Source organism: Rhizobium sp. NZLR11, assembly GCF_019685115.1.
Taxonomy (GTDB): domain Bacteria; phylum Pseudomonadota; class Alphaproteobacteria; order Rhizobiales; family Rhizobiaceae; genus Rhizobium.
In genome coordinates, this window is sequence record NZ_JABDWD010000001.1 from 586,195 (window position 1) to 608,336 (window position 22,142).

The 22,142-nt window shown below is 60.0% G+C and carries 26 protein-coding genes, 2 tRNA genes and 1 pseudogene; 8 read left to right on the plus strand and 21 right to left on the minus strand.

The features are described from left to right. Positions 1 to 3 precede the first annotated feature (3 nt). Together HJB83_RS02750 and HJB83_RS02755 are read left to right on the plus strand one after the other, a co-directional pair. Entirely contained in the window at positions 4 to 1,449 is a 1,446-nt protein-coding gene (locus tag HJB83_RS02750) for an HlyD family type I secretion periplasmic adaptor subunit (RefSeq protein ID WP_221131280.1), read from the plus strand. Between the two features lie 7 nt (positions 1,450 to 1,456). Continuing rightward, positions 1,457 to 1,735, plus strand: coding sequence for a transposase (locus HJB83_RS02755; RefSeq protein ID WP_207582871.1), 279 nt, complete (start codon positions 1,457 to 1,459; stop codon positions 1,733 to 1,735). Between the two features lie 82 nt (positions 1,736 to 1,817). Here HJB83_RS02755 and HJB83_RS02760 read toward each other — a convergent pair. The 10 genes from HJB83_RS02760 to HJB83_RS02805 form a co-directional block, all read right to left on the minus strand. Then, a tRNA-Phe gene (locus HJB83_RS02760) sits at positions 1,818 to 1,893 on the minus strand. A gap of 239 nt (positions 1,894 to 2,132) precedes the next feature. Beyond that, complete coding sequence (gene yacG / locus HJB83_RS02765; protein ID WP_049732883.1) at positions 2,133 to 2,345, minus strand: DNA gyrase inhibitor YacG; 213 nt, start codon at positions 2,343 to 2,345, stop codon at positions 2,133 to 2,135. Between the two features lie 37 nt (positions 2,346 to 2,382). Beyond that, entirely contained in the window at positions 2,383 to 3,003 is a 621-nt protein-coding gene (locus HJB83_RS02770; RefSeq protein WP_007633452.1) for a Maf-like protein, read from the minus strand. A gap of 55 nt (positions 3,004 to 3,058) precedes the next feature. Continuing rightward, a complete protein-coding gene (infA, locus tag HJB83_RS02775) occupies positions 3,059 to 3,277 on the minus strand; it encodes a translation initiation factor IF-1 (protein ID WP_003545338.1) in 219 nt (72 codons plus the stop codon). 123 nt (positions 3,278 to 3,400) lie between these two features. Further along, complete coding sequence (locus HJB83_RS02780) at positions 3,401 to 3,886, minus strand: low molecular weight phosphatase family protein (protein WP_221116116.1); 486 nt, start codon at positions 3,884 to 3,886, stop codon at positions 3,401 to 3,403. Next, positions 3,883 to 4,356 carry a UPF0262 family protein gene (locus HJB83_RS02785; RefSeq protein WP_221116117.1) on the minus strand — a complete coding sequence of 158 codons (474 nt, stop codon included), beginning with the start codon at positions 4,354 to 4,356 and terminating at the stop codon, positions 3,883 to 3,885. Before HJB83_RS02785 ends, HJB83_RS02780 begins: the two co-directional genes overlap by 4 nt. Before the next feature lie 4 nt (positions 4,357 to 4,360). Beyond that, the gene (hisD, locus tag HJB83_RS02790; RefSeq protein WP_207582868.1) at positions 4,361 to 5,659 is read right to left on the minus strand and encodes a histidinol dehydrogenase; all 1,299 of its coding nucleotides are present in this window, start codon (positions 5,657 to 5,659) and stop codon (positions 4,361 to 4,363) included. A gap of 58 nt (positions 5,660 to 5,717) precedes the next feature. Continuing rightward, a complete protein-coding gene (locus tag HJB83_RS02795) occupies positions 5,718 to 6,149 on the minus strand; it encodes a DUF2948 family protein (protein ID WP_221131281.1) in 432 nt (143 codons plus the stop codon). Positions 6,150 to 6,243: 94 nt separating this feature from the next. After that, complete coding sequence (gene murA / locus HJB83_RS02800; protein WP_207582866.1) at positions 6,244 to 7,536, minus strand: UDP-N-acetylglucosamine 1-carboxyvinyltransferase; 1,293 nt, start codon at positions 7,534 to 7,536, stop codon at positions 6,244 to 6,246. Positions 7,537 to 7,642: 106 nt separating this feature from the next. Then, complete coding sequence (locus tag HJB83_RS02805; protein WP_221131282.1) at positions 7,643 to 7,837, minus strand: hypothetical protein; 195 nt, start codon at positions 7,835 to 7,837, stop codon at positions 7,643 to 7,645. Positions 7,838 to 7,993: 156 nt separating this feature from the next. Between HJB83_RS02805 and HJB83_RS02810 the strand changes: the two genes are divergently transcribed. After that, positions 7,994 to 8,068: transfer RNA gene (locus HJB83_RS02810), tRNA-Thr, on the plus strand. Positions 8,069 to 8,303: 235 nt separating this feature from the next. Continuing rightward, positions 8,304 to 8,606 (plus strand): hypothetical protein, encoded by a 303-nt coding sequence (locus HJB83_RS02815; protein ID WP_221159354.1) that lies wholly within the window; start codon positions 8,304 to 8,306, stop codon positions 8,604 to 8,606. 226 nt (positions 8,607 to 8,832) lie between these two features. Here HJB83_RS02815 and HJB83_RS02820 read toward each other — a convergent pair whose 3' ends face one another. From HJB83_RS02820 to HJB83_RS02830, 3 genes and pseudogenes are all read right to left on the minus strand, one after another. After that, a complete protein-coding gene (locus HJB83_RS02820) occupies positions 8,833 to 9,480 on the minus strand; it encodes a hypothetical protein (RefSeq protein ID WP_221159355.1) in 648 nt (215 codons plus the stop codon). Between the two features lie 211 nt (positions 9,481 to 9,691). After that, positions 9,692 to 10,024, minus strand: a complete 333-nt coding sequence (locus HJB83_RS02825) for a hypothetical protein (RefSeq protein ID WP_221159356.1) — start codon at positions 10,022 to 10,024, stop codon at positions 9,692 to 9,694. A gap of 27 nt (positions 10,025 to 10,051) precedes the next feature. Beyond that, positions 10,052 to 10,182, minus strand: a pseudogene (locus tag HJB83_RS02830). A 167-nt stretch (positions 10,183 to 10,349) separates the two neighbouring features. Between HJB83_RS02830 and HJB83_RS02835 the strand changes: the two are divergent. Next, complete coding sequence (locus tag HJB83_RS02835; protein ID WP_221159357.1) at positions 10,350 to 10,976, plus strand: hypothetical protein; 627 nt, start codon at positions 10,350 to 10,352, stop codon at positions 10,974 to 10,976. Here HJB83_RS02835 and HJB83_RS02840 read toward each other — a convergent pair. From HJB83_RS02840 to HJB83_RS02855, 4 genes are all read right to left on the minus strand, one after another. Then, positions 10,964 to 13,489, minus strand: a complete 2,526-nt coding sequence (locus HJB83_RS02840) for an FAD-dependent oxidoreductase (RefSeq protein ID WP_221159358.1) — start codon at positions 13,487 to 13,489, stop codon at positions 10,964 to 10,966. The genes HJB83_RS02835 and HJB83_RS02840 overlap by 13 nt on opposite strands. A gap of 106 nt (positions 13,490 to 13,595) precedes the next feature. Next, positions 13,596 to 13,877 carry a hypothetical protein gene (locus HJB83_RS02845; RefSeq protein ID WP_221159359.1) on the minus strand — a complete coding sequence of 94 codons (282 nt, stop codon included), beginning with the start codon at positions 13,875 to 13,877 and terminating at the stop codon, positions 13,596 to 13,598. Beyond that, positions 13,858 to 14,715, minus strand: coding sequence for a glycoside hydrolase family 108 protein (locus HJB83_RS02850; protein WP_221159360.1), 858 nt, complete (start codon positions 14,713 to 14,715; stop codon positions 13,858 to 13,860). The genes HJB83_RS02845 and HJB83_RS02850 overlap by 20 nt, the downstream gene beginning before the upstream one ends. 26 nt (positions 14,716 to 14,741) lie before the next feature. Beyond that, positions 14,742 to 15,170: a hypothetical protein gene (locus HJB83_RS02855; protein WP_221159361.1), complete on the minus strand. Its 429-nt coding sequence runs from the start codon at positions 15,168 to 15,170 to the stop codon at positions 14,742 to 14,744. Positions 15,171 to 15,231: 61 nt separating this feature from the next. Here HJB83_RS02855 and HJB83_RS02860 point away from each other — a divergent pair, with 61 nt between their 5' ends. After that, positions 15,232 to 15,444, plus strand: coding sequence for a hypothetical protein (locus tag HJB83_RS02860; protein WP_221159362.1), 213 nt, complete (start codon positions 15,232 to 15,234; stop codon positions 15,442 to 15,444). On the opposite strand, the gene HJB83_RS02865 is transcribed toward HJB83_RS02860, so the two are convergent. Together HJB83_RS02865 and HJB83_RS02870 are read right to left on the minus strand one after the other, a co-directional pair. After that, positions 15,445 to 15,714 (minus strand): hypothetical protein, encoded by a 270-nt coding sequence (locus HJB83_RS02865; protein ID WP_221159522.1) that lies wholly within the window; start codon positions 15,712 to 15,714, stop codon positions 15,445 to 15,447. It lies immediately after the preceding gene. Between the two features lie 61 nt (positions 15,715 to 15,775). Then, positions 15,776 to 16,903, minus strand: coding sequence for a hypothetical protein (locus HJB83_RS02870; protein WP_221159363.1), 1,128 nt, complete (start codon positions 16,901 to 16,903; stop codon positions 15,776 to 15,778). A gap of 171 nt (positions 16,904 to 17,074) precedes the next feature. Here HJB83_RS02870 and HJB83_RS02875 point away from each other — a divergent pair, with 171 nt between their 5' ends. Together HJB83_RS02875 and HJB83_RS02880 are read left to right on the plus strand one after the other, a co-directional pair. Next, complete coding sequence (locus HJB83_RS02875; protein WP_221159364.1) at positions 17,075 to 17,659, plus strand: hypothetical protein; 585 nt, start codon at positions 17,075 to 17,077, stop codon at positions 17,657 to 17,659. A gap of 52 nt (positions 17,660 to 17,711) precedes the next feature. Beyond that, the gene (locus HJB83_RS02880; protein WP_221159365.1) at positions 17,712 to 17,882 is read left to right on the plus strand and encodes a hypothetical protein; all 171 of its coding nucleotides are present in this window, start codon (positions 17,712 to 17,714) and stop codon (positions 17,880 to 17,882) included. On the opposite strand, the gene HJB83_RS02885 is transcribed toward HJB83_RS02880, so the two are convergent. After that, positions 17,879 to 19,915 carry a hypothetical protein gene (locus tag HJB83_RS02885; protein WP_221159366.1) on the minus strand — a complete coding sequence of 679 codons (2,037 nt, stop codon included), beginning with the start codon at positions 19,913 to 19,915 and terminating at the stop codon, positions 17,879 to 17,881. The genes HJB83_RS02880 and HJB83_RS02885 overlap by 4 nt on opposite strands. Further along, on the minus strand, positions 19,900 to 22,140 hold the full coding sequence (locus HJB83_RS02890; protein ID WP_221159367.1) for a hypothetical protein: 2,241 nt from the start codon (positions 22,138 to 22,140) through the stop codon (positions 19,900 to 19,902). The genes HJB83_RS02885 and HJB83_RS02890 overlap by 16 nt, the downstream gene beginning before the upstream one ends. Between the last annotated feature and the right edge of the window lie 2 nt (positions 22,141 to 22,142).

Here is a 22,142-nt window from a genome sequence, read left to right on the forward strand (position 1 = left end):
GCCATGACCCTTGTTCAACTGGACGCAACGCCGGCGAGAGTTTCAAATTCGCCAAGGACGGACCAGCGGTTCGCTCAACGATCGACAGCGACAGCCAGGCAACAGACGGTCTATTCGCCGGTGATCGAACAGAAACAGCGCGGACCGGCCCCGTCTTCGCCCATGCCGGGGCTGAGAGGCGTTGTTTGGACGGGTAACCTGTTGATCCTGGTTTTCATCGTCGGATTGGGAATCTGGTCGGTTCTGGCGCCGCTGAAAAGCGCTGCGATCGCATCGGGCGTTATCGAACCGGAGTCCAGCCGCAAGACCATTCAGCATCTGGAAGGCGGAATTGTGCGACGGATCCTCGTCAGAAACGGCGATGCGGTCATGGCCGGGCAAATCGTGATAGAACTCGACGACACGAAGTCTCGCTCGGAGCGCGACAGCATCCAAGGGCAACTTTGGGACGCCGAAGGAAGCCGCGCCCGCCTGCTTGCGGAGCAGACGGGCGACGACCATGTCGCCTATCCTGAGGATCTCAGGGCAGCAATCGACAAATATCCTTCGGTCAGCGCGATTCTAATCGGTCAACAGAAAATCTTCGAAGCCCGTCGCCGGGTCATGCAGGCGGAAATTCAGATCGCCAATGAAAAAATCGCGCAGGTGCGGCAGGAAATCGTCGGACTTGGCGCGCAAAAGGCAGCATTGGCCGACAGAGCCGCAATCTCGAGCCAAGAACTGGATCAGGTTACGGCCCTCAACGCCAAGGGACTGGAAACAAGGAGCAGGCTTCTCAACCTCCAGCGGGAAAAAGCAGACCTTGACGGCCAGCAGGGTCAAGTAGAGGCACAGATCTCTCGCGCCTACCAGGTGATCAGCGAGTCACAGGCCGATCTCGCAAAGCTTGAGAGCGACCGGTTGAGCGAAGTCGCCCAGGGCATGCGTGCTACGGAAAGCCAGATCATGCAATTGCGCGAGCGCTTGCGGGCGATCGACGACCAGCTTTCAAGGACCGATATCCGTGCGCCCGAAGATGGAACAATCATGAACCTGCGCATCCACACAGCCGGTGGGGTAGTCGGCGCGGGCGAACCGCTCGTCGATCTTCTGCCGCGCTCCGATCGCCTTGTCGTGTCTGTCCACGTCAGGCCGGAAGATATCAATGTCGTTCGTGCCGGGCTCGCGGCACAGGTTCACCTCCTTCCATACAATCAGCGGCGCGTTCCACTCCTGAAAGGTCGGGTCGAGTATGTATCGGCGGACCGTCTCACCGATACGGCAAGCGGCCAACCCTACTATGCCGCGACAATCCGCGTAACGGACGAGCGGTTGGCGAAAATGAAGGATGTCGAAATGGTCGCCGGCATGCCCGCACAGACACTGATCGAGACCGGCAAAAGCAGCGTGGCACTCTATGCACTCAGACCTCTTCTCGACAGTTTCAACAGAGCATTTCGTGAGGACTAAAGCGGTGATGGGCAAGAGAAAATTCGACGACGACCAGATTACGGGCATTCTGAAGGAGCACCAAGCCGGGGTGACGGTGGCAGATGTTTGCCACAGGTACGGCATCAGCGAGCCGACCTTCTATCGGTGGCAATCCCTGCAGTTCGGAAATGTCGGTCTTCATGTCAGAAGGGTGAGAGCCCTGGAGGAAGAAAACCAGAAGCTCAAGAAGCTTTTGGCCGAATCCATGCTCTCGGCGGCAACGCTGAGCGAGATGCTGGCGAAGACATCGAAAGGGCGAAACTAAACTCTCAGCAGAGGGGTTTGTTGGCCGCCTTCTGGCTCAGGCTATCCGATACTATGCATATGATTAGTTTAGGGAAATGGTGTGGTGCCCAGGACCGGAATCGAACCAGTGACACGCGGATTTTCAATCCGCTGCTCTACCAACTGAGCTACCTGGGCTAACCAGCTTCCGATGGACCTTTTTCAGAAAAAGAACCGCGGGGCCTTGGTGCGCCCCGGAAGCGAGCGGGGTTATAGCATCTTGCTCGGCCATGGCAAGCGGTCAAATGACTCTTTTTTGACGGTCTTGCCGATTTTGCGGATTCATGAGGAAAAATAAGAGCTTCGCGGGCGCTTTAGCTCGTTGTTTTATGCATGTCGTACTCCCGGAACCGCTGCACACTCCCTGATGACATGCTTCAGTTTTCCTCATCCGGATATTCGGCCTTGGTCTCGTCGTCGGCAACGGGAATCGCATAGGCGCCGGTCAGCCAGCGAGAGAGATCGACCTCGCGGCAGCGGTTGGAGCAGAAGGGGTAATGTTCGCGGTGAGAGGGCTTGCCGCATTCGGGGCAAGGGCGCGCCTTGCGCAGCGGTTCGACCTTGGCGGCGGCTTTTTTGTCTTCAGGCATAATCGGTCCGTCCTAATTCAGGAATTGGCCGCGGGCTTCAACCCTCGGGCCACCGGCTATGCACATCGAAGCCTTCGCCGGTCAGAAGCACAATGGTTTCATAAAGCGGCAGGCCGACGACATTGGTGTAGGAGCCCACCATCTTCTGCACGAAGGTGCCGGCAAGGCCCTGGATGCCGTAGGCGCCTGCCTTACCGCGCCACTGGCCGGAGGCCAGGTAGTTCTCGATCTCGAAACCGGAGAGGCGCTTGAAGCGCACCTTGGTCTCGACGATCTTCTGGCGGATCTTGCGATCCGGCGTCACCAGACAAACGCCGGTGTAGACGAGATGGTTGCGTCCCGACAGCAGATGCAGCGAACTCAACGCCTCGTCGGCAAATTCGGCCTTGCCGAGAATGCGCCGGCCGACGGCGACCACCGTATCGGCGGCGAGGATATAGCTGCCCTTCCAGGTGATATCGCCCTTAATGGCGGCGAGCGCTGCCTCGGCCTTCTCGGCCGAAAGCCTGCGGGCGAGCGAACGCGGATGCTCCGACTTCTTCGGCGCCTCGTCGATATCCATCGGCATCAGGCGTGCAGGCTCGATGCCGGCCTGGTTGAGCAGGTCGACGCGACGGGGCGAGCCCGAGGCCAGAATGAGCTTGTATTTCAGCGCCATGGAACCTCGACCATCGGCAGGCGGGGGAACACCCCTTGCAAGACCTTTGTCAAATTTACTTGAAACGGTAGGTGATGCGGCCCTTGGTCAGATCGTAGGGCGTCATTTCCACAAGCACCTTGTCGCCGGCGAGAACGCGGATGCGGTTCTTGCGCATGCGGCCGGCGGTGTGGGCGATGATCTCGTGTTCGTTTTCGAGCTTCACGCGGAACGTCGCATTCGGCAGAAGTTCGGTGACGATACCGGGGAATTCGAGGACTTCTTCTTTCGGCATATAAGTGTTTTCTTCCTGTGGGTTGAATAGGCAGCGCAGCGCGCGCCTTTAAAATTTGCGCGGAAACTACACAATCAACGCAGGTTTGTGAACCTTGTTGAACGGCCTTTCCTTTATTTGTTTTCATGCCGTTTGCGCGGCAATGCCATTTCGTTTGAGTAGCCGGCTTTCGATGAGGCCAGCCAGGTGATCGCGGACCTCGCGATAACTCTCCAGAATCTGCTCGCGTGTTCCGCTGACAACCGTCGGATCCATGGTCGGCCAGTAGATGACGTCGATTGCATTCGATCGCGTCAGCTCGAGTGCGGCATGATGGGCCGGCGGCGACAGCGTGATGATCAGATCGAAATAATCGTCCTCGAGCTCTTCCAGCGTCTGCGGCAGGCGGCGCCCGAGGGAAAGCCCGATCTCATCGAGCACGACATCGACGAAAGGATCGCGCTCGCCGGCGCGTACGCCGGCCGACCTGATATAGGTATTACCAGGCAGAATACTACGGGCGATCGCTTCGGCCATTGGCGAGCGGATGGAATTCATCCCGCACATGAAAAGGATGGCGCCCGGCCTCTTTCCCTCCTCGATGTCGGCGGCGCGATCCATTGCCGTCATCCGCGCCAGTAGAGCACACAGACCAGGGTGAACAGGCGCCGGGCGGTGTCGAAATCGACCTCTATCTTGCCGGTCAGCCTATCCTTCAGCGTCTGCGAACCTTCATTGTGGATGCCGCGCCGGCCCATGTCGATCGCCTCGATGCGGCTCGGCGTCGATGAACGGATCGCTTCGTAATAGCTCTCGCAGATCATGAAGTAATCCTTGACGATCCGCCGGAAGGGTGTGAGCGACAGGATATGGGTGGCGACGTCGCCGCCCTCTTCGGTGGTGACGGCGAAAACCAGTTTCGAATCGACCAGCGAGATCTTCAGCCGGTAGGGCCCGCCGGAATGGCCGAGCGGCGCAAAACTGTTCTCCTCGATCAGATCGAAGATGGCGACGGCGCGTTCATGCTCGACATCGGGCGTCGAACGGCCGATCGTATCGTCAAGGACGACGTCGCAAAGCCGGAAATCGCCCTTCGCCATGCCCTCACCTTTCGAGGTTCAGGCGGATCGCGACCGATCGCGCATGGGCATCGAGGCCTTCGGAGACGGCAAGGGCGATCGCCGCTGGGCCGAGGGTGCGCAGCTGCTGCGGGCCGAGGCGCAGGATCGAGGTGCGCTTGACGAAATCGAGCACCGAAAGACCGGATGAGAAGCGCGCCGAGCGCGCCGTCGGCAGCACATGGTTCGAACCGCCGACATAATCGCCGATCACCTCGGGCGTATGGGCGCCGATGAAGATCGCGCCGGCATTGCGGATGCCGTCGAGCAGCCGGTCCGGATCGGCGACGGCGAGTTCGAGATGCTCGGCAGCGATGCGGTTCGCCAAGGGAATAGCCAGTTTCAGATCGGCAACGAGGATGACCGCGCCGAAATCGCGCCAGCTTGCCGCCGCCGTCTCGGCGCGGTTCAGCGTCATCAGCTGGCGTTCGACCGCCTGCTCCACCGCCTTGCCGAAGTCGGCATTGTCGGTGATCAGGATCGCCTGGGCGCTGACATCGTGCTCGGCCTGCGCCAGGAGGTCGGCGGCGATCCAATCCGGATTATTGTCCTTGTCGGCAATCACCAGCACCTCGGAGGGGCCGGCAATCATATCGATCCCGACGGTGCCGAAGACATGGCGCTTGGCGGCAGCGACATAGGCATTGCCGGGGCCGGTGATCTTGGCGACCGGGGCAATGGTCTCAGTGCCATAGGCCAGAGCCGCGATCGCCTGGGCGCCGCCGACACGATAAACCTCGGTCACACCGACAAGCTTGGCGGCGGCAAGCACCGCCGGATTGACCGTGCCGCCGGTGGCCGGAACGGCGATCACGATGCGATCGACGCCGGCGACCTTGGCCGGCACGGCATTCATCAGCACCGAGCTCGGATAACTCGCGGTGCCGCCCGGAACATAGAGCCCGACCGCTTCGATCGCCGTCCAGCGCGAGCCGAGACCGACGCCGAGGTCGTCCTCGTAGATATCGTCCTTCGGCAGCTGCCGGCGATGATGGCTCTCGATGCGCAGTGCCGCGAGCTTCAGCGCACCCAGCACTTCCGACGGCACCGCCTCAACGGCGGCGTCGAACTCTTCCGGCGTGACACGCATCGGTACGGTGGCGAAATCGATGCCGTCGAACTTCAGCGAATATTCGGCAAGCGCCACATCGCCGCGGGCCCTGACATCATCGATGATGGCGCGAACGACGGTGTTCACATCCTCGGAAACTTCACGCTTCGTCGTCAGAAAGGCGGCAAAATGCTGCTCGAAACCTTCCGATGCCTGATCCAGCCAGATTGCCAAGGCCGATTTTCCTTCTCAACTCGAAACTGCGATGTTCAAACGTCAAGCGTCAGCGGCGTCAGCGATGGCGAGGCTTGGAGGAGGCCTCCCAGGCACCGCCGATATCGGCGAGCTGCACCTCGATGCATTCGACATCGAGCGCAATCGAGGCGGTGCCGGACAGCGACAGCTCGATCGTACCTTCCGGTCCGTCGCCCTTCTTATCGAATCGCAGCGCCAGCAATGACAGCACCTCGTCCCGTTTGCCACGATCGATGCCGAGCGACCGCACGGCCAGCACGCGCTTGAAGACCAGGGCGGCCCGGCGGCGCTCGAAACCCCTGCGCTTGCGTTCGGCGCCTTCCCAAACGAAACGATTGACGGCCAGGGCGAACTGCGCGTCGCGCGGCGACCAGTCGATGTCGCCGACCTTGAAGACGCTGTCCTGCATATGCGCGGAGATGATCGCGAGGTCCTCGTCATCGAGCGCAACAAGCTTCAGATCGGTCATTCAGTCTTACCCCAGCAGGCACCGCCGGAATGGCAATGCGTAGACAAGGGAAATAAGATGCTGCGGCCAATTACGCAACCGGGATGAATGCTGCTTACTCGCTGATGCGCTCGACGACGGCGCCGCAGCGGGTCAGCTTCTCCTCGAGTCGCTCGAAACCGCGGTCGAGGTGATAAACGCGGGAGACCGTGGTTTCGCCCTCGGCGGCAAGGCCGGCGATGACGAGCGAGACGGAGGCGCGCAGATCGGTCGCCATGACGGGCGCACCGCGCAGGCGTTGGACACCCTCGATCTTCGCCGTCTGCCCAGACAGCGTGATCCTGGCGCCGAGGCGGGCAAGCTCCTGCACATGCATGAAGCGGTTTTCGAAGATGGTCTCGGTGACGTGCGAGATGCCGGACGAGCGGGTCATCAGCGCCATGAACTGCGCCTGCAGATCGGTCGGGAAACCCGGGAACGGATCGGTGACGATATCGACCGGCCTGATGCCGGCGCCGTTGCGCTTGATGCGCATGCCGTTGTTGGTTTCAGAGATGTCCGCGCCGGCGCGGCGCAGCGTTTCCAGCGCGGTTTCGAGCAGCGCCATATCGGTATTCTCGAGCACGACATCACCGCCGGCCATGGCGACGGCCATGGCATAGGTGCCGGTCTCGATACGATCCGGCAGCACCCGGTGGCGGGCGCCGGAGAGCGAGGTGACGCCTTCGATGGTGATCGTCGCAGTCCCCGCGCCCGAGATCTTGGCGCCCATGGCGTTCAGGCAGTTGGCGAGATCGACGACCTCAGGCTCGCGGGCGGCATTGCCGATCACCGTGGTGCCGCGGGCAAGCGTTGCCGCCATCATCATCACATGGGTGGCGCCGACGGAGACCTTCGGGAAGGTGTAGCGCGCGCCGATCAGGCCGCCATTCGGCGCCTTGGCGTTGATATAACCGGCTTCGATCTCCATGGTGGCGCCGAGCGCCGTCAGGCCGTCGATGAAAAGATCGACGGGGCGCGTGCCGATGGCACAGCCGCCCGGCAGCGATACGCGGCAATGGCCTTCGCGCGCCAGCAGCGGGCCGATGACCCAGAAGGAGGCGCGCATCTTCGAGACCAGCTCATAGGAGGCTGTGGTATCGACGATGGTGCGGCAGGTGAAATGGATGGTGCGCGAATAGGAATCTTCCTGGCGTTCACGGCGGCCATTGACCGCGACATCGACACCATGATTGCCGAGGATGCGCATCAGCAGTTCGACATCGGCCAGATGCGGCACGTTTTCAAGCGTCAGCGTATCGCTGGTCAAAAGCGAGGCGATCATCAGCGGCAGTGCGGCATTCTTGGCGCCGGAAATCGGAATGATGCCATTCAGCTCATTACCGCCGACGATTCTGATACGATCCATGTGCGCTTACGGGCCGCGCCCGCCTTTCCTGAAAGTACTGCCTTGGAATAGGAGTGGGGTGTTTAAGGGATTTTTGGCGACGCTTCAATTCGCCGCGGACGGAACATTACGATTCGTCCATTTTTGCGGCAGGCAGTCCATTTGTTTCGTCAGCTTGCCCGGAACGGCGGGCGCGCACCTGCTGTTTGCGTTTCGAAAGATTTTCCCGGAGTTTTTCGGCGGCACGCTCGCGGCGCAGTTTCGCCTGTGCCTCGATCGCCTCTTTGCGGCTCTGCTGGCCGGTTTCGGTCTTTTCATTCATGTGACAGGATTAGCCGAATTCGCTCCGATCCAAAAGGCCCTTACATCCCAATCCACGCAAAGTTGGAATTTGCTGCTTGCGCTTGCCGCCAAGCTGTGGCAATAGCCGCCCCGTTCCCGCGATGTGAGCCACACGGCTCGCACGGGTCCTGGTCCTGCTGCCGTAGCTCAGTGGTAGAGCACACCCTTGGTAAGGGTGAGGTCGGTGGTTCAATCCCACTCGGCAGCACCAGTTTTACTAGGCTTTCAGCCCATTCCCAACCAGAACAAAACGCATCCGCGTGCATGACTGCGCATAGCCATGTGGCACAGATTTGGCACAGGATGTTCTAGAGTCGTTCCGATGTTCAACCGCTACACTCCCCACACCCTCATATTCCTCGCCATTGCTGCTGTCGTTCTGTCTTGGGAGGGGATAAAGGCGCTGGCGGGTTTGTTTTGAGCGATGGCCGCAAAGGAGAGACAGCATGATTACAGCAGACCCACATTCGAAGCTCGGCCTTATATGCTCGGTGGTCGATCGCATGAAGCCGGGGGAATGTCTTGATTTGATGCGCGAAGAGCTGATGGATATTCCATCATTCGAGCACAACCAGTCTACCTTCAATCCGGCCGACCGCGTTCTTGGGAATATTGTCGGCTCTGCCTACACGCATTCCTATCGGGTGAGTGCTGACGGCCGAAAGGTAACGTTCATGCGCCATGAGAATACCGGCGCCGTCAGATATCATGAACCTGACGAGAAATACCGCAGGGAACGCTTACGCTAGCGCGGGCTTGTTGTGGACGACACCACCCCGTCTTGACCGCCGACACCATACCCCACCTCAACCGATGCCGCTGCGGCGGAAAGCCTGAAGCTCACTACGGCCCGGTATCGACTATCTCATGCGCGAACTGCGGCAAGGGGATCACCGTCGAGACTCCGCCGTTTTTCCGTGATCCCGCCAGCCAGCGAGAGCATGAGACGTGGAGGGCGGTTGGGGCGTGGAACGATTAGGGCCTCGCGGTGGCAGTCTGCCGTTGTTCGATTTGGTCGATCCGATCCGTAAGACGCTTGATGTAATCGGAGAGCGTGTAGGTGTTCCCGAACCGGTTATTGCTTTCGTCAATCTGGCGCTGGAGATCAGTGAAGCGCTGATCGTAGCCAAGCCAGACGCGGCTTAGCTCCTCCCGAGGAACGCTCTTGTCGCGCAGATCCGAAAGGGCGTCGTCCTGGCGCTTACGATCTTCGGCGCCGCGGGCAGTGCGCCACTCCATTTCCTTCTGTGTGACCATCTTGTCGACGACAGATGCGATCGACAAACTTGTAGCCGTCGCTTCCGCTTTTGCGTCCTCCCTGACCTGCGCCACGTTGTCCTTGATAGGCTGCAACGCCATGAAGCCGAGCCCGGAAAGAATGCCGACGCCAACGGCGATAGCCGACCAGATGACCGGCCATTGAGTCCGTCCGTTCGTGCGCAGCTCGTTCGACAGGGCATTCAGGTTCGCGTTGACCTGCTGAAACCCGGTGTTCATATTGCTGCGCAAATCCGTGAGGTCTTTGCCCTGGTTCTCGACTCTTTCTGAGAGCCTTCCCCAATTGGCGGCCGGGTCAAACGATGTTCCGTTGCCGTTGCCATTCATATCGGTAACCTCTGCCATCCTGCTTTAGCCCTGCCCTTATGCCCTGCATGCCTTAATGTGTGAGAAAGCTTCTGCCGGTACTATGCGTCCAGCCTTCGCGATCCCGGTGGATCGTGTTTGGTCAGGCTGCGCCATCTGTTACGAGCAGGTGGCGTAGCCGCTATGATTTGGATATGGAAAAGCCGCCCGGAGGCGGCTGGGATTGAACGCAGGTACTGATTGGGTCTAGCTAGACGATGGACTTGGCCAACCGCGGAGCCGGGTTAACCAGATCGTCCGGGCCCATCCCCTCGGGGGACATCGGTCGTGGATTGGAGTGCTTCACCACTACGGGCGGCCCCGATGAAGCCAGAGAAAGGCCGCCAGCGACATCGTAGATGAAGGCAAGATCATCCATGTTGCATGAACGATACATGGGGGCCTCAAAACCATCCATCAGCCATTTAATCCAGCATGCTTCACGGCCAAACTGAGCATCGGGATCCGTGGGATCAGTGGCGAGGATAGTCACCTCCACTCCGGTCGGCAGTATCTTTTCATCGCCATTCCAGATCGCCTTCATTCGGTTCCCCTTGAGTTGCTGCTATCCCCGGCGCGGAGGGATTCGAACCCCCGTTGCACGAACTATCTCGGTATCCGTCCCAAAGTCCCTGCAGCATAGACGGTCAAGGCGCTTATTGTTTCACGCTTCAGCTTTAGACCTGACTCAGCCACACACCGAGGATAGCGGTAGAAATCTATCAGGTTACGCCACCTGAGGCAAGATTGGGTACAGGACTGAACCCCGCATTGTGTTCCCACCATTTTATAAGTACAAATAGCGAACCCGCCGAGCGTTCGAGCGCTGCGACGGGTTCTAACCAAGCCAACCTTACAAGGAGGTCGAAATGGCTGATAATTTCAAACCATGTTTGATTGCAGACTGCAATGGGAATGCTCACTGGGCCGCCCATGGTGGTGGGGCGGCGAAGGGATATTGCGCTGCACATTACTTTCGTCTCCGTGTTCACGGTGACCCTCTTGGTGGCGGAACACCCCGCGGCGAACTCCTGCGGTGGATCCATGATGTGGCCATGCACCACACCGGCGATGAGTGCTTAGCTTGGCCATTCGGGACGGATGGTCATGGCTATGGAGTGCTCAAGGCCGATGGCAAGAGAATTGGCGCCCATCGCTACGTCTGCGAACTCGCGCATGGCGCGCCTCCTACGCAAGATCATGAAGCTGCCCACTCTTGCGGCAATGGCAACAATGGCTGCGTGAACCAGAACCACGTGTCATGGAAGACGCGCACAGAGAACCAGGCCGACAGGCTAGAGCACGGCACACACAATCGTGGCACTCGCCAAGGCAGATCAAAGCTAAGTGAGGATGACGTTCGCGAAATCATCGCCCTGAAGGGCATAGAGAAGCAACGCGATCTTGCTAAGCGGTTCGGCGTAGCGCGGATGACTGTTTCCAGCATACATACCGGCAAAAACTGGGCGTGGGTGACAACAGATCATGCAACTTGAGGGAGCACCGGATGGTTGATATCTCGGGCTAGTAGTTTCGTTCTCAACGTCGAATAGTCGACGTTCTGAACCTCGACATTGCCGTCGATCGCCATTGAAGCTATGACGCCGGCCGCCTCGCCCTTCAGGCCGCCAGTGGGCTCCAGCCGCCCCATGTACCAGCAAAGGATTGTCTGCGAAGACGCCCACGGCACGATGACGTTGGTCTTGGTGGCAACGTCAGGAACGATCTCCTCAAGCGGGACGGGGGCCATCTTGTCAGCGCCAGCAACAAGGCTACCGGGAACGCTGCCCTGCGTGTAGAGCAGGCCGCCGGATACGACCTTCCACGGCGGATGCTTGTCGCAGTCGTAGGAGGTGACGGCAACGGTCTTGTCGGAACGCAGCGCCGAGCCGTCCGTCTTGCAATAGTCCTGCGCCGTCGAGACGTAGCCGGTGTTTTTCAGGCGCCAGATCGGGTCGCGCTGATATGGGCGGTTGGGCCAGAACAGCAGACCGCCGGGGCCGGGATCAAGGAAGGTGCCGGCGTCGAGGCCGAACCCTTGGAACTGCGTGACCAGCGTCGACGGGATGCGGCTATCACCGGAATTGGCGTGCCACCAGAACCAGCCGAGCTGATAATCACGCAGATCGTCGATGACCGCCAACTGGGCGGCGCGATTTGCCGCGATCGCATACCGGTAGCCGCTGCCTGGCAGATCGGTGGAAAGGCCGCCGGAGCCGTTGTTCACGTCCATCTTGTTGGTCGAGCCGCCGACTGCGAACTGCAGGATGGTTGTGGTAATGGCGGGGTTGCCGATCGTGACGCCCGGATTGAGGACATACGCGCGGCCAGCCGTCTCGTAGCGCATGGAGTTATAGTTCCGGTGCGGGTCCATCGTCGTGACAGGAACAAGCCGCGCCGGGTCGGTCGTCATGGCGAGGCGGTAGTTCATGCTCTCGATCGACGGGTCTACGCCATCAACGGTCAGGCCGGGAAGCGGGAGCGTGCCTTGAATGTCCGGCAGAAGACCGGAGCCGGAATTGCCAGCCGTGACGTAAGGATCAATGTCCGACCCGTATGGCTTGGATATGGAGCCGGAACCCTTATAGCCGTTGTTCGCTTCCGAACCGGAGCCAGCCGCCTCGCTCCCGGTGGTCGTCGGGATGCCGGCAGATTTGTGGAGATACTCGCCATCGTAGTCAGCAGCGATGAACAGCCGAGCCGTGAAGGTCCGACCGTCGTTCGTCGTCAACGCAGTGTCTTTCAGGCCGACCGACGTGATAGACGCGATCCCGGTGGAGAAGTAGACCGGGATGTCCTGCCCGAGGATGAGCGTGCCGTTTGTCCTGGTGGGGTCGAGCATGCGCCGGACACCCTGGACGAACTGCCAGCTTTCCAGAGAATTCCCCGTCTGCGTGTTCGTGTCGGCCCTGTTGATGATGGTGGCGTTGGCCCATTGCGCCAGGTCTCGGTAAAGCCCCTTGAGCGCCGTGAAGTTGTAGCAGTCGACATAGGCGAGACCAGACGCCGGCATGCCGCCGATATCCCAATCCGTCTTGGCTATATCGTCGAGGACAATCGCGACCGTCTTGCCTTCCTGCTTGGCGGCATAGGCGGCGCAGACAGCGGTCCAACTGGCGCCGTAGACAAGAACGTCATAATCTGCCGTCGTCGGCGCATAACCGGCGGCGTAGGTGTCGACCATGCCGAAGCGGATCTTGTAATAGTAGTCGAGCAGCGCGGCGCTGATCTCGCGAGTCTGCGCATCGGTCAGCGTCACCTTGAAGATGGCGAAGAGGCCACAGTCTTTCGTCGATAAGGCTCCACCGTTTATTCCGCCCAGATGAATAGTCGGATTGGTTGCTGGAGAGACATAGGTCGGCGCTGGCGCTTCGCGGGTGATGCCGAAGGTATCGAGGCTGTTGGGCCGGATACTGTGCATGCCTTGACCGGGGGTGATCGTCGTCGAGGTCGATACATAGTTGGCGGCCTGAAGACGGGCATTGAATTTGTTCGAAGCATCTCTGACGTTTGCCGCGATACCATCGCCGCCGGCTGTTTGCGCTCCGAACTCGCCGCTGCTGCCTCCTGTCGCAGTTCGTGAGTAATAGAAGATCGTGAACTGGCCTTGAGCGAAAGTCTGAAGCCCGATGCCGGTATTGTATTTGGCCGTCGATAGCCAACTTCCCCACCGATCGTTTGCCGTATAGGTCGGCACGCCAGCACCGGTCAGAGTGAGGTTGTTCGTGCCTGGATGGACTATGTTCAACCGGCTGTTGATCTCGGTCGGCGTCGATGGGACATAGCAGGCGAGGAAGTCCGACATGCTGGCGCCAGCGCCCTTGACGCGGACGATCAGCCTGTCAAAGGCCAGTTTATCCCGGCGCGTCATGGTGATGCCCTGCCCAGCCCGAGCCGTCTCCAGCGTCAGCGTCTCGGTTTGGAACGTGAAGTCCGGAAGTGCGGCCGCGCCTCCTCCCCCATTCCCGCCGAAAGCGAGGCCCAGCCCGATACCCAAACCCATGCTCATCGGCGCGCTCCGTTATTTCCAGCAGCCCTGAGAGGCGCCAAATCTGTTGTGGGATGCGACTTGATTGGCGAATGGCCGGTCGCGTTGAATGATCGTGATGGACGTTTCAAGGCTGGGCTGAAGCTTCTCGAACCCGGCGCATGCAATCGGCTTTGTCGGCGTCTGGCAGCCCGAAATCATTGCAGAGAGCAGCAGCATCAAGAGAAGAGACCTCACCATTGATCTTTCCTTTCTCGGCGAAGCGTTTGACGGCGGACTCCAGCGCGGCCGTAGCCGACTGCTGGCGGCCTTCGGATCGGCCAAGCCAGAGGATCGGATAGAAGGCGAGAGCAATCGCCAGGAGAGCGACGGCCGGGAGCTTGATGAAATCAGGCAGCAGGTTGAGCATTGGCCGTCACCTGCAAATCGAGAGCGTCGGCACGTTCCTTGCGGCGACGGGCGGCATACCAGCGATAGGCAAGGCCGCCGATCATGAGCGCAGCGCTGACGACGATCAGGCCGGCCACCACCTTGCCGATAAGCTCGCTGGAGTAGCTGAGTGGCGAAAGCTGGTCCTGCACCTGCTGGAGGGTCGCAGCGAGGCCACCGGAGCCGATACCGCCGCCGGTCGATGCGTCAGCCACGGCGAGAGCGGGAGCCGGCTTGGCGTCGGAGATGAGAGCCTTTACGGATGCACCAGAGGCGAGCCCGAGCGGTTGCGCCTCGACGCCACCAGTTGCCCACGCCTTGCCCGTAGCGCGCACGGCGGCAACGCGAGAGGCCCAACCCTTGCCGAATGCCTTCCACGTCTTTAGCGCCTTCAGGAAGGCCAGACGGCGGTCGCAGATGGCATCGACGAGGCGATCGAGGTTGCCATAGTTCTGGACCGCGGCAAGCGTGGCATTGCCGATCACGCCGTCAGGTGTCACGCCAAGCGCGCGCTGGAGCCATTTGACGGACTGCGCAACACCAGAATTGACCGCTCCATCGAAGACCACATAGGAGACGCCGGCCGGGAGCATGTCGCACTTGGCGAGATCCCAATAGTTCGAGCGGTAAATTCCTTCGACCTCGGAAGAGGAGATGTTGCGGACCGGGACGCGCTGCAGGCCGAGGCGATCCCGGTAGGCGTCATAGACGCGCTGGGTAATTCCGCGGTTGGTCGCACCGCCAGGATCGCGCGGATCATTCACATAGCCGCCTTCATGCGTTAGCACTCGCGCCAAGGCACGTTCAAACTCTGTCATGGGGTGTCTCCGATGATGTGAAAGGCTTAGGACCGCTTAGGCGAGACCTGCAGCATGTAGGGGTAGTAATCGCCGCCGCGCTTGACCGGGTTCCAGCCAAGCCAGCACTTGAGATGCCAGCCGAATGCCAGCGGGATATCGCGTTTGACGGTGAAGGCGTTATTGATGTCCTCGACGCCCAGCACTTCGGACTGCCACCCATTGCATGGATTTCGCCACGTCCAGCGCGTCCGCTGCCACCAGAGTTTGAAACCCTTGGCGGCTGGATCGAACCCTGCGACACGCTGCGGGATATAGCCGTCCAGATCGGCGTTCAGCGTGGAGAACCACCGCCAGCGGCCGGGAAGAACTGGGCCGTGCTTCATCGACCAGGCGGCGAGGAACGGTGACAGGACATAGGCGCAGCCAACGAGAAGCAGGTTTGCGGGCAGATAGGCGAAGTATCGAAGGATCATCTTTGCCCCGTAGGTGAAGCGTGGTATTCAGAGAGCCGAATTAGTTTGGATGGAGTTCAAAATGATGCTTGAGAAGCTTTGGAAGCCTGCCGGCGCATTGGCTTTTGTTGTCGTTCTCGCGCTGCTCTGGGATGTGATCGGTATATTCGCTGTTATCCCTGCCGTGATTTCTGTCGCTGGAGTTTATATCGCGACTATGGCCGCATTCGCCGTGTGGGCCAATATCCGCCTCGATAGAGGGGAACCCCCGGTATCAATATTCGAGATAAAGTGATCACAGCTTCGCCGCCGCCTCGAAGAACGCGTCTAACTGCTGTGTCGTGAACCCCATGGCCTGGAACCCACCCACCATCATGGGGCTGTCCTTCACGAAGGTTCCCGAATACTCGTAGGCGATCCGGACGTCTCGCGACTGCTGCGCCACCCATGCATCGACGGCATCGATAAGCCCTGCGGCAAGCAGTTGAAGCTTGAACTGACGCGCCGATACAGACGACGGGGACGGATCATATGGTGGAATTGCTGCGATCTCTTCGACCGTCATTTCGATGACGGTCACTGTGCCGGAAATGCAATTGACCTCTATTCTCTGCATATCGGCCCCCTCACTCGTAAAGGATGTTGATGGAACCGGCGTCGAAGGTGTCTGTACCGTTGCCGGTTTTGAGGCGGACCCTATCCAGAATGGCAGACGTGGATTTGGACCCGGCTACAGTGAGGATGCCCTGGGACGCATCTGTTCTCGCGAACTGTGAAGAGACGACCCAGGTGTTCGTGGCTGAATTGAGAAGGGTGAGGATGGTAATTCCCTGGTAGACCGCAGTGTTGGCACTAGACCCGCCAGTTAGCGGGAATTCGGCTGTAGACGATCCCGCGTTGCCTGTGGCGCAAACATACCCTGTCACCTCGACGCCGCCGCTATCGCCAAGTTGTAGCGAAATACCGGTCGTTCCATTCGTTGACAGGCTTTCGACCGAAACCGTGATGCGCTTCACCCAGGAGGGGATACCGGTGAAATCCACAGCCGTACCGGATGCCGCCGCCACAGTTCCAGAGATCAGGCCAGAGCCTGCGCTCACTTTCTGATAGCTCGTCACCCGCCAGTTGCCCGAGCCCAGAGAGACAGCCTGCAGGCTATCCCCGACTGCGGTGACGACATTCCCGCCCTGAGGCAGGATCAGCGACGTTGCATTGTGCGTTAGAGTCAGGATGCCAGAGAAGACCAGACGGCGGAGCGTGCCGGCCGGGGCCGTGCCGAATGCCGTGATGGTCGTCGTGCCGGTGACGGTGACGTTCTGGCTGCCAACCGTGCTGAGATCCGTGGTCCCGGCGCTGGCGATGGTGGCGAAAGGCTGGACCGCGCTCAGTTGCTTTTCCGTGAAGAAGGCCGAGCCGTTGCTGATGATGCGCGTTGCAGAGCCGTTCGCCAGGAGGAGCGTCGTTGCCCCATCAATCGTCTCTGATGCGTTCGGATCAATCGTCACGTCTCCACCATCGGCAATGACTGTGACATGCCAGTTGGCGCCGAGGGTGGCGACGGCAGTGAGCGACAGGGTTGCGGCTGCGGTAAAGCGGATGACGGCGTTGTTGTCGGCAAGGAGGGCGGTGTAGTTGGTGGCCTTGGCGGCGTAGATGACCTTTCCGTCCAGAGAAAGTGCTGTCTGTGCCGCCGTGACGCTCGTGGCGCCTGTGCCGCCGGCAACTACTGGTCGAGCGGTGTTAGCGTCTGTCACCAGATCGTCGATTGTCGAATTGTATTTTGCGCTCTCAATAGTTGTGTTTGGTACAGCCGTCGTGTTTGCTGGCTTCGAGTATACACCGGCACCATTTCGGGGCATTTTGCATTCTCCTGTTGCGTTTCTTGGCACCTTGTGGCATAAGAAACCATCAGAGGAGATGGTAAAATGCCGTTCAAAGTTGTCCCGAAGTACTATTACGTTTGGGCGTCGATGAAGGACCGCTGCTACAACCAGAACAATATACAATTCAAAGACTATGGCGGTCGGGGGATAGTGGTTTGTGATCGATGGAGAAGTGACTACAGGACATTTGAAGCCGACATGGGGGATAGGCCCCACGGCTATTCCATTGACCGGATTGATAACGAAGGGAACTACGATCCATCAAACTGCCGTTGGGCGAGCCGGAAACAGCAACAGAGGAACCAGCGACGGGCCGTTTACGTGACTGTTGAAGGAATTCGCTACCGAGCGATAGAACTTGCTGAAGCCAGTGGGCACAAAACAGAAATCATCATGGAGCGCGCGGCGCGCGGTTTGTCATATGAGTCGGTTACGAGCAGAGAGAAGCTGTACAGCCAAGATACCTCTGCAGCAGTTGCTGGCAAAAAAAGAGCCGCCGCACAAAAGACCCACTGTAAAGAAGGCCACGAGCTTACCGTATCAAACACCTACACAACCAAACAAGGATGGCGCCTGTGCCGCCAATGCCACAATGCTAAGATGCGGCGCTTAAAGGCCTCTTCCTGACCTTATCTGTTTCCTCTATAGTCTGCCTCCAGCAATCATTGTTGGAGACCAAATGAAGCAGATCGACCACGACCCGGATGAACACCGCAAATTCCCCGACTACGGGGATCGCCAATGGGCGAAGAAGAAGTTCGGAGAGAACCCTACACCCGCCGACCTTATCTATTACCTTCTGCCGATTGCCGCTGTGGCCATCGCCATGTTCCTCTGGAGAGGCTACTAGCGCGAATAGGCTGTGCTGCCGACGCCGATGATAGCGTTGACGATCCTCTGTTGCGCCTGCGTCAGGTTTGCGCCTCGCTGCACGGCAGCAGCGAGATCTGCCCGCGCTTGGGTAGGCGACGACTGCAGGAGCATTCGGGCAATCATGTCTCGCGTCCCCTGATTGCGGCCACTGGCGAGGTTGACGCCGCGTTGAAGCGCCTGCATACCGGCAGACCGTAGGTTTCCAGTTAGCGCATTGCCGGCGATACCCAACATGGTCGGGTCGAAACCCATCATCTCTGTGGCGTCAGAGAGGTTGTCGGCCGTCCGCGAGCCGCCAAGGGCCTGATTGGCGGTTTCGAACATGCGCTGCTCACGGGCAATACGCTCGCCCATTACATCGCCGCGTCCGGGGGCTGCAAATGCCGGGAATTCCTGTTCGGTCTTGCCGGTGATCAACGGGCGCGCCTTGTTCGTGGTCGGCGACATGGACGCGGCTTCGGTGCGAGCAATCAGCGGGTCGACGTAGCCAACGCGGAACGGCTGCTGCTGCTCAGGCGTCAATTGGTTGAACCCGTCGATATTGTCAGCGGCTCTAGTTCTGGCGGAAGACGCGGCGGCGCCTTGATCAATCGCGTTGATGTTCTGGCTTTCGAGGCGGAACTGGTCTCGTGCTGCGGCATAGGGTTGCGACGCGGAGGCGAGGGAGTCGTCGAGAGCGTTGCGGATCGGGATAAGCTGGCGCTGTACCTTCGGCAAAGCACCATCGATCATCGAATCCAGTTCCTGCTTTGCCCTGAAGGCGGCATTGAAGTCAGAAAGGATTGAGTTTCCGTCTGTAAGATACGCGCGCGCCCTGCGAACAGCGCTTTCGATACTGTCGTCGGCGATATTATTCCCTGGGTTCATCACACCTGATGCGCCTGGCTGCAAGAAGTTGTCGGCGGCTTGAATGGCTGCCGATGGGTCAACAGTTCCCGCTGCTTGCCGAGCTGCGCCGTAGTTGGCATCTGCGGCTGTATCGCGTGCGGTAGTCATCGCCGTGCGCGTCTGTGCTGCCGTCTGAGGCGCGTCGAAGCCTTCCGACAACGCATTGACGAGGCGATCAGTCTGCCCAGCCTGGCGGCGCTGAAGCTGTTCGGCAATCTGCTGCCGCATATCCCCCGGAGATCTGGCAACACCTGTCAGCATGCGCTGACCAGAATTTCCAAGCGCATCGGCCACCATATATTCCGGCTGCCCCTGCTGCCCTGCTCGTGCAATTTCATCGGCGATATCGTCAGGGGCGCGACCGGAGCGCCGGATAGCCTCTGCGATAGCATTCTGCGCTCGCCCCTCGTTCCCCAACCCCACCATCGAGCCGATCGCACTGGCAGTGCCGCCGACAGCGGACGTAACCGGTAAGGCAGCGCCCCCGACAACAGCACCGATGCCAGATCCCCAGCCAAGGTCTTGATCGTGGCCATAGGCAGACACCCCGCCCTGAACGCCGCCGCTGATGACGTTCGCAAGCATACGTCCGACATAGCTGTTGCCGAGCCTGGCTGTGACAGCGGGGGCAACAGCTTCCCCAACCATGCCCAGAGCGCGACCAGTTGCTGCCCCTCCGTGGATTGAGCCACCGACAGACGCCATAGTGTTAGCGTCGGGGTGTTCTTCGGCATAGTCTTTGCGGGCGTTTAGGTACTGCTCACGGTTCTTGCCGTACAGGTCACCGATGCTCTTGTCTTCCCACGGGGTTTCACCGGGAAGAGCGGCGAGACCAGCCTGCGAGAGCGCTTGAATGCCAGCCCCGGCTTTTCCTGGCAGACCGAAGAGCATCTCGTCGGTGTAGACTGTCGGGAAATCCACATTCTGGTTACCCGTATCGCGCGGCGCGTGCGATTTCGGCTTCGCGGCTTCGCGCTGGGCCTGAAGGTCTGAATAGACGCGGGCTCGCAGTTCTTCGCCGGTCTGCGGAGCGGAAGGCGCAGATTGTGATGCCGCAGCCATCGCCCTTGCCTTGGCAAGAGCCAGCGCCTGCTGCTGTTCGACGGTCAGTGCTTCAGCCATAGGCGCCGATCCTCAGGGGGGACAAATTTCCAGACATTAGCGTCCATGCCTTCAGGGACTGGCATGTTGGTGACATCATCACTTGCCGCAGGAGGAGAAGCCGGCGCTTCCAGAGCTGGCAAACTGCCAGCCTGCCTGACAGCATCTACCATCGTTCGAACGCGCGCCTTCTTGTTGGCGATCGAATCCTTCGACTCGCCAGGACGAGGCGTCAGAATGTCTGTCTGCTTCCTCACTTCTTCAGGCGTGGCCGTCGCGCCCGATACGCTATAGAGATACGACGATACGATCGTTTGAAGGGAATTCGCCGCCTTCTGATATTCAGGCGTGGTAACGAATTCGCTGAACGGGAGGCGCGAGTAAGCTTGGTTTTTCGAGTCTGAAAGGGCGTCATAGTTATCCTCGACGACCTTCAGTTCCGGTTCGATGACAGAAGACAGGGACTGGTTTTTCCTCTCGCTCTCCGACAATTGTTTGCTGGGCTTCCCCGCCGTCAGAGGAATGAGACCATTGCTGGCAGCTGGAGCAACTGGCGCCTGACCCGGCGCGGCGGCCGCAGGCGGCGGCGATACCGGTTGACGAGGCTGTTGGCCCTGATCCCCGAACAGATCCACGCCCGGTGAACGCGGGGCATTATCGCCGAAAAGGTCAATTGGCGGCTGTTGCGATTGGGGCTGCTGACCTGCGAAGACGCTCTGTGGCGTCATGAAGGACATAGCGCCGGTTGAGGGATCAGTGATCGTCTTCCCTGCCCCGAGCTGCTGGGCTTGTTCTTCAGTCAATTGTCCGCTGTCGATCAAGCCGTTGAGAGCCTGGCCTTCGACCGATCGCCCGTCGAAACGGAACTTACCGGACGGGTTCGACGGGTCTTTTGGAGTGATGTCCTCGACACGACCATCGCGGAATGTACGGACGAGTCGCTTGTCAACGACCTTGATCTCGCCGGGGTCGTTCCTCAACTGGTCGACCTTAAGGCGCGACTCCTCGATCCCGAGTTTATATGCCGGGTCGTTCTGGCGTTGTGCCTGCTCGTAGTTTTGGCGAGACTGCCACGTCTGCTGCTCCTGCTGCTGCTGCGAGGCCTGCATTTGCTGCTGGATAAGCAACTGCACGGCTGCGCGCTGGCCTTCGTTCAGGAACGGGTTCGACATGGCCTGGATAAGCCGCGGGTCAACGCCGCCGAACTGGCCTTGCGGTGCCATCGAGGGCGCAGCCTGCGCGACCTGTTGCGGGGGAGCGGCAGGCGGCACGGCGGCGATCTGCGGCGAGTTGGGGATGGTCGTCGGAGGAGGGAGAGCCGGAGCGGCTTGCGTCGGCCCCTGCATCGGCGCTCGGGGAGTCGTTTCCTGCGGGTCAACAAACTGCGGCTTACCAACTGGCGAAGCAGAGGCTAGCGTTGGGAGATCATTGAGTGGCTGATTCTGTGGGCCAGAGGTAGGCATGCCGGCGCCGGGGTCTAGGCTCGCAACCTCCTGCCCGCCGCCCTGCCCCTGAAACTTTGGCAGAAAGCCATTTGCAAGCGCGAGACGATGGGCAGCGTTGGGGTTTCCGGGCTGGTTGTATCCTTTGAACGCCCATGCGTTGTTCATGAGGTTCTGGGCTTCGTCGACGCTCTTGGCGTTGTTCAGCCGCGAAATCAACTGTGGGTTCTCCTGAAGAAAGAACTGCGCCTGCTGCTGCGGAGTACCGTTGCTGCCTCCGTTGGCGGCTTGCAGCGCCTGCAATCTTGGGCCGTTCCACGACATCACGCCGCCGGCTGAGTTTTTGCCATCTGCCCATGTGCGGTTGGCGTTACCTGGGGAAAATCCGCTTTCGGCCTGACCTGTCGCCGCGACGGCCGCAAGGCCGAACGGATTGGTGACGCCGGTCTTTACTGTGTCGATGAAGGGGCTGTAGACCTCCCCCGGTTGAGACGAGACAGGGGCGATGTTGCCAGCCGACGAAACCGTAGGCATTGCGCCGCCAGTTGCTCCCGGAGTGGCAGACGGTGTGCCGATGATGCTGTTGAACAGGCTGGTTGCCGTATCCGTTCCCGTCTTCTCTGCCGCATTGGCGCGGCGATCGAGGACGTTGGCGACAATGCCGTCGCCGAGAGCGTTCAGGCCTTCGCCGATGTTCCTCGGGGCATTCGAAGCTCCCATGATAGCCCGCACCAGATCGCGCTTTCGCTTGATGGATTCGGGCGTTTCGTTCGTATTGCCGCCGTAGAGAAATCCAAGCGCCATGG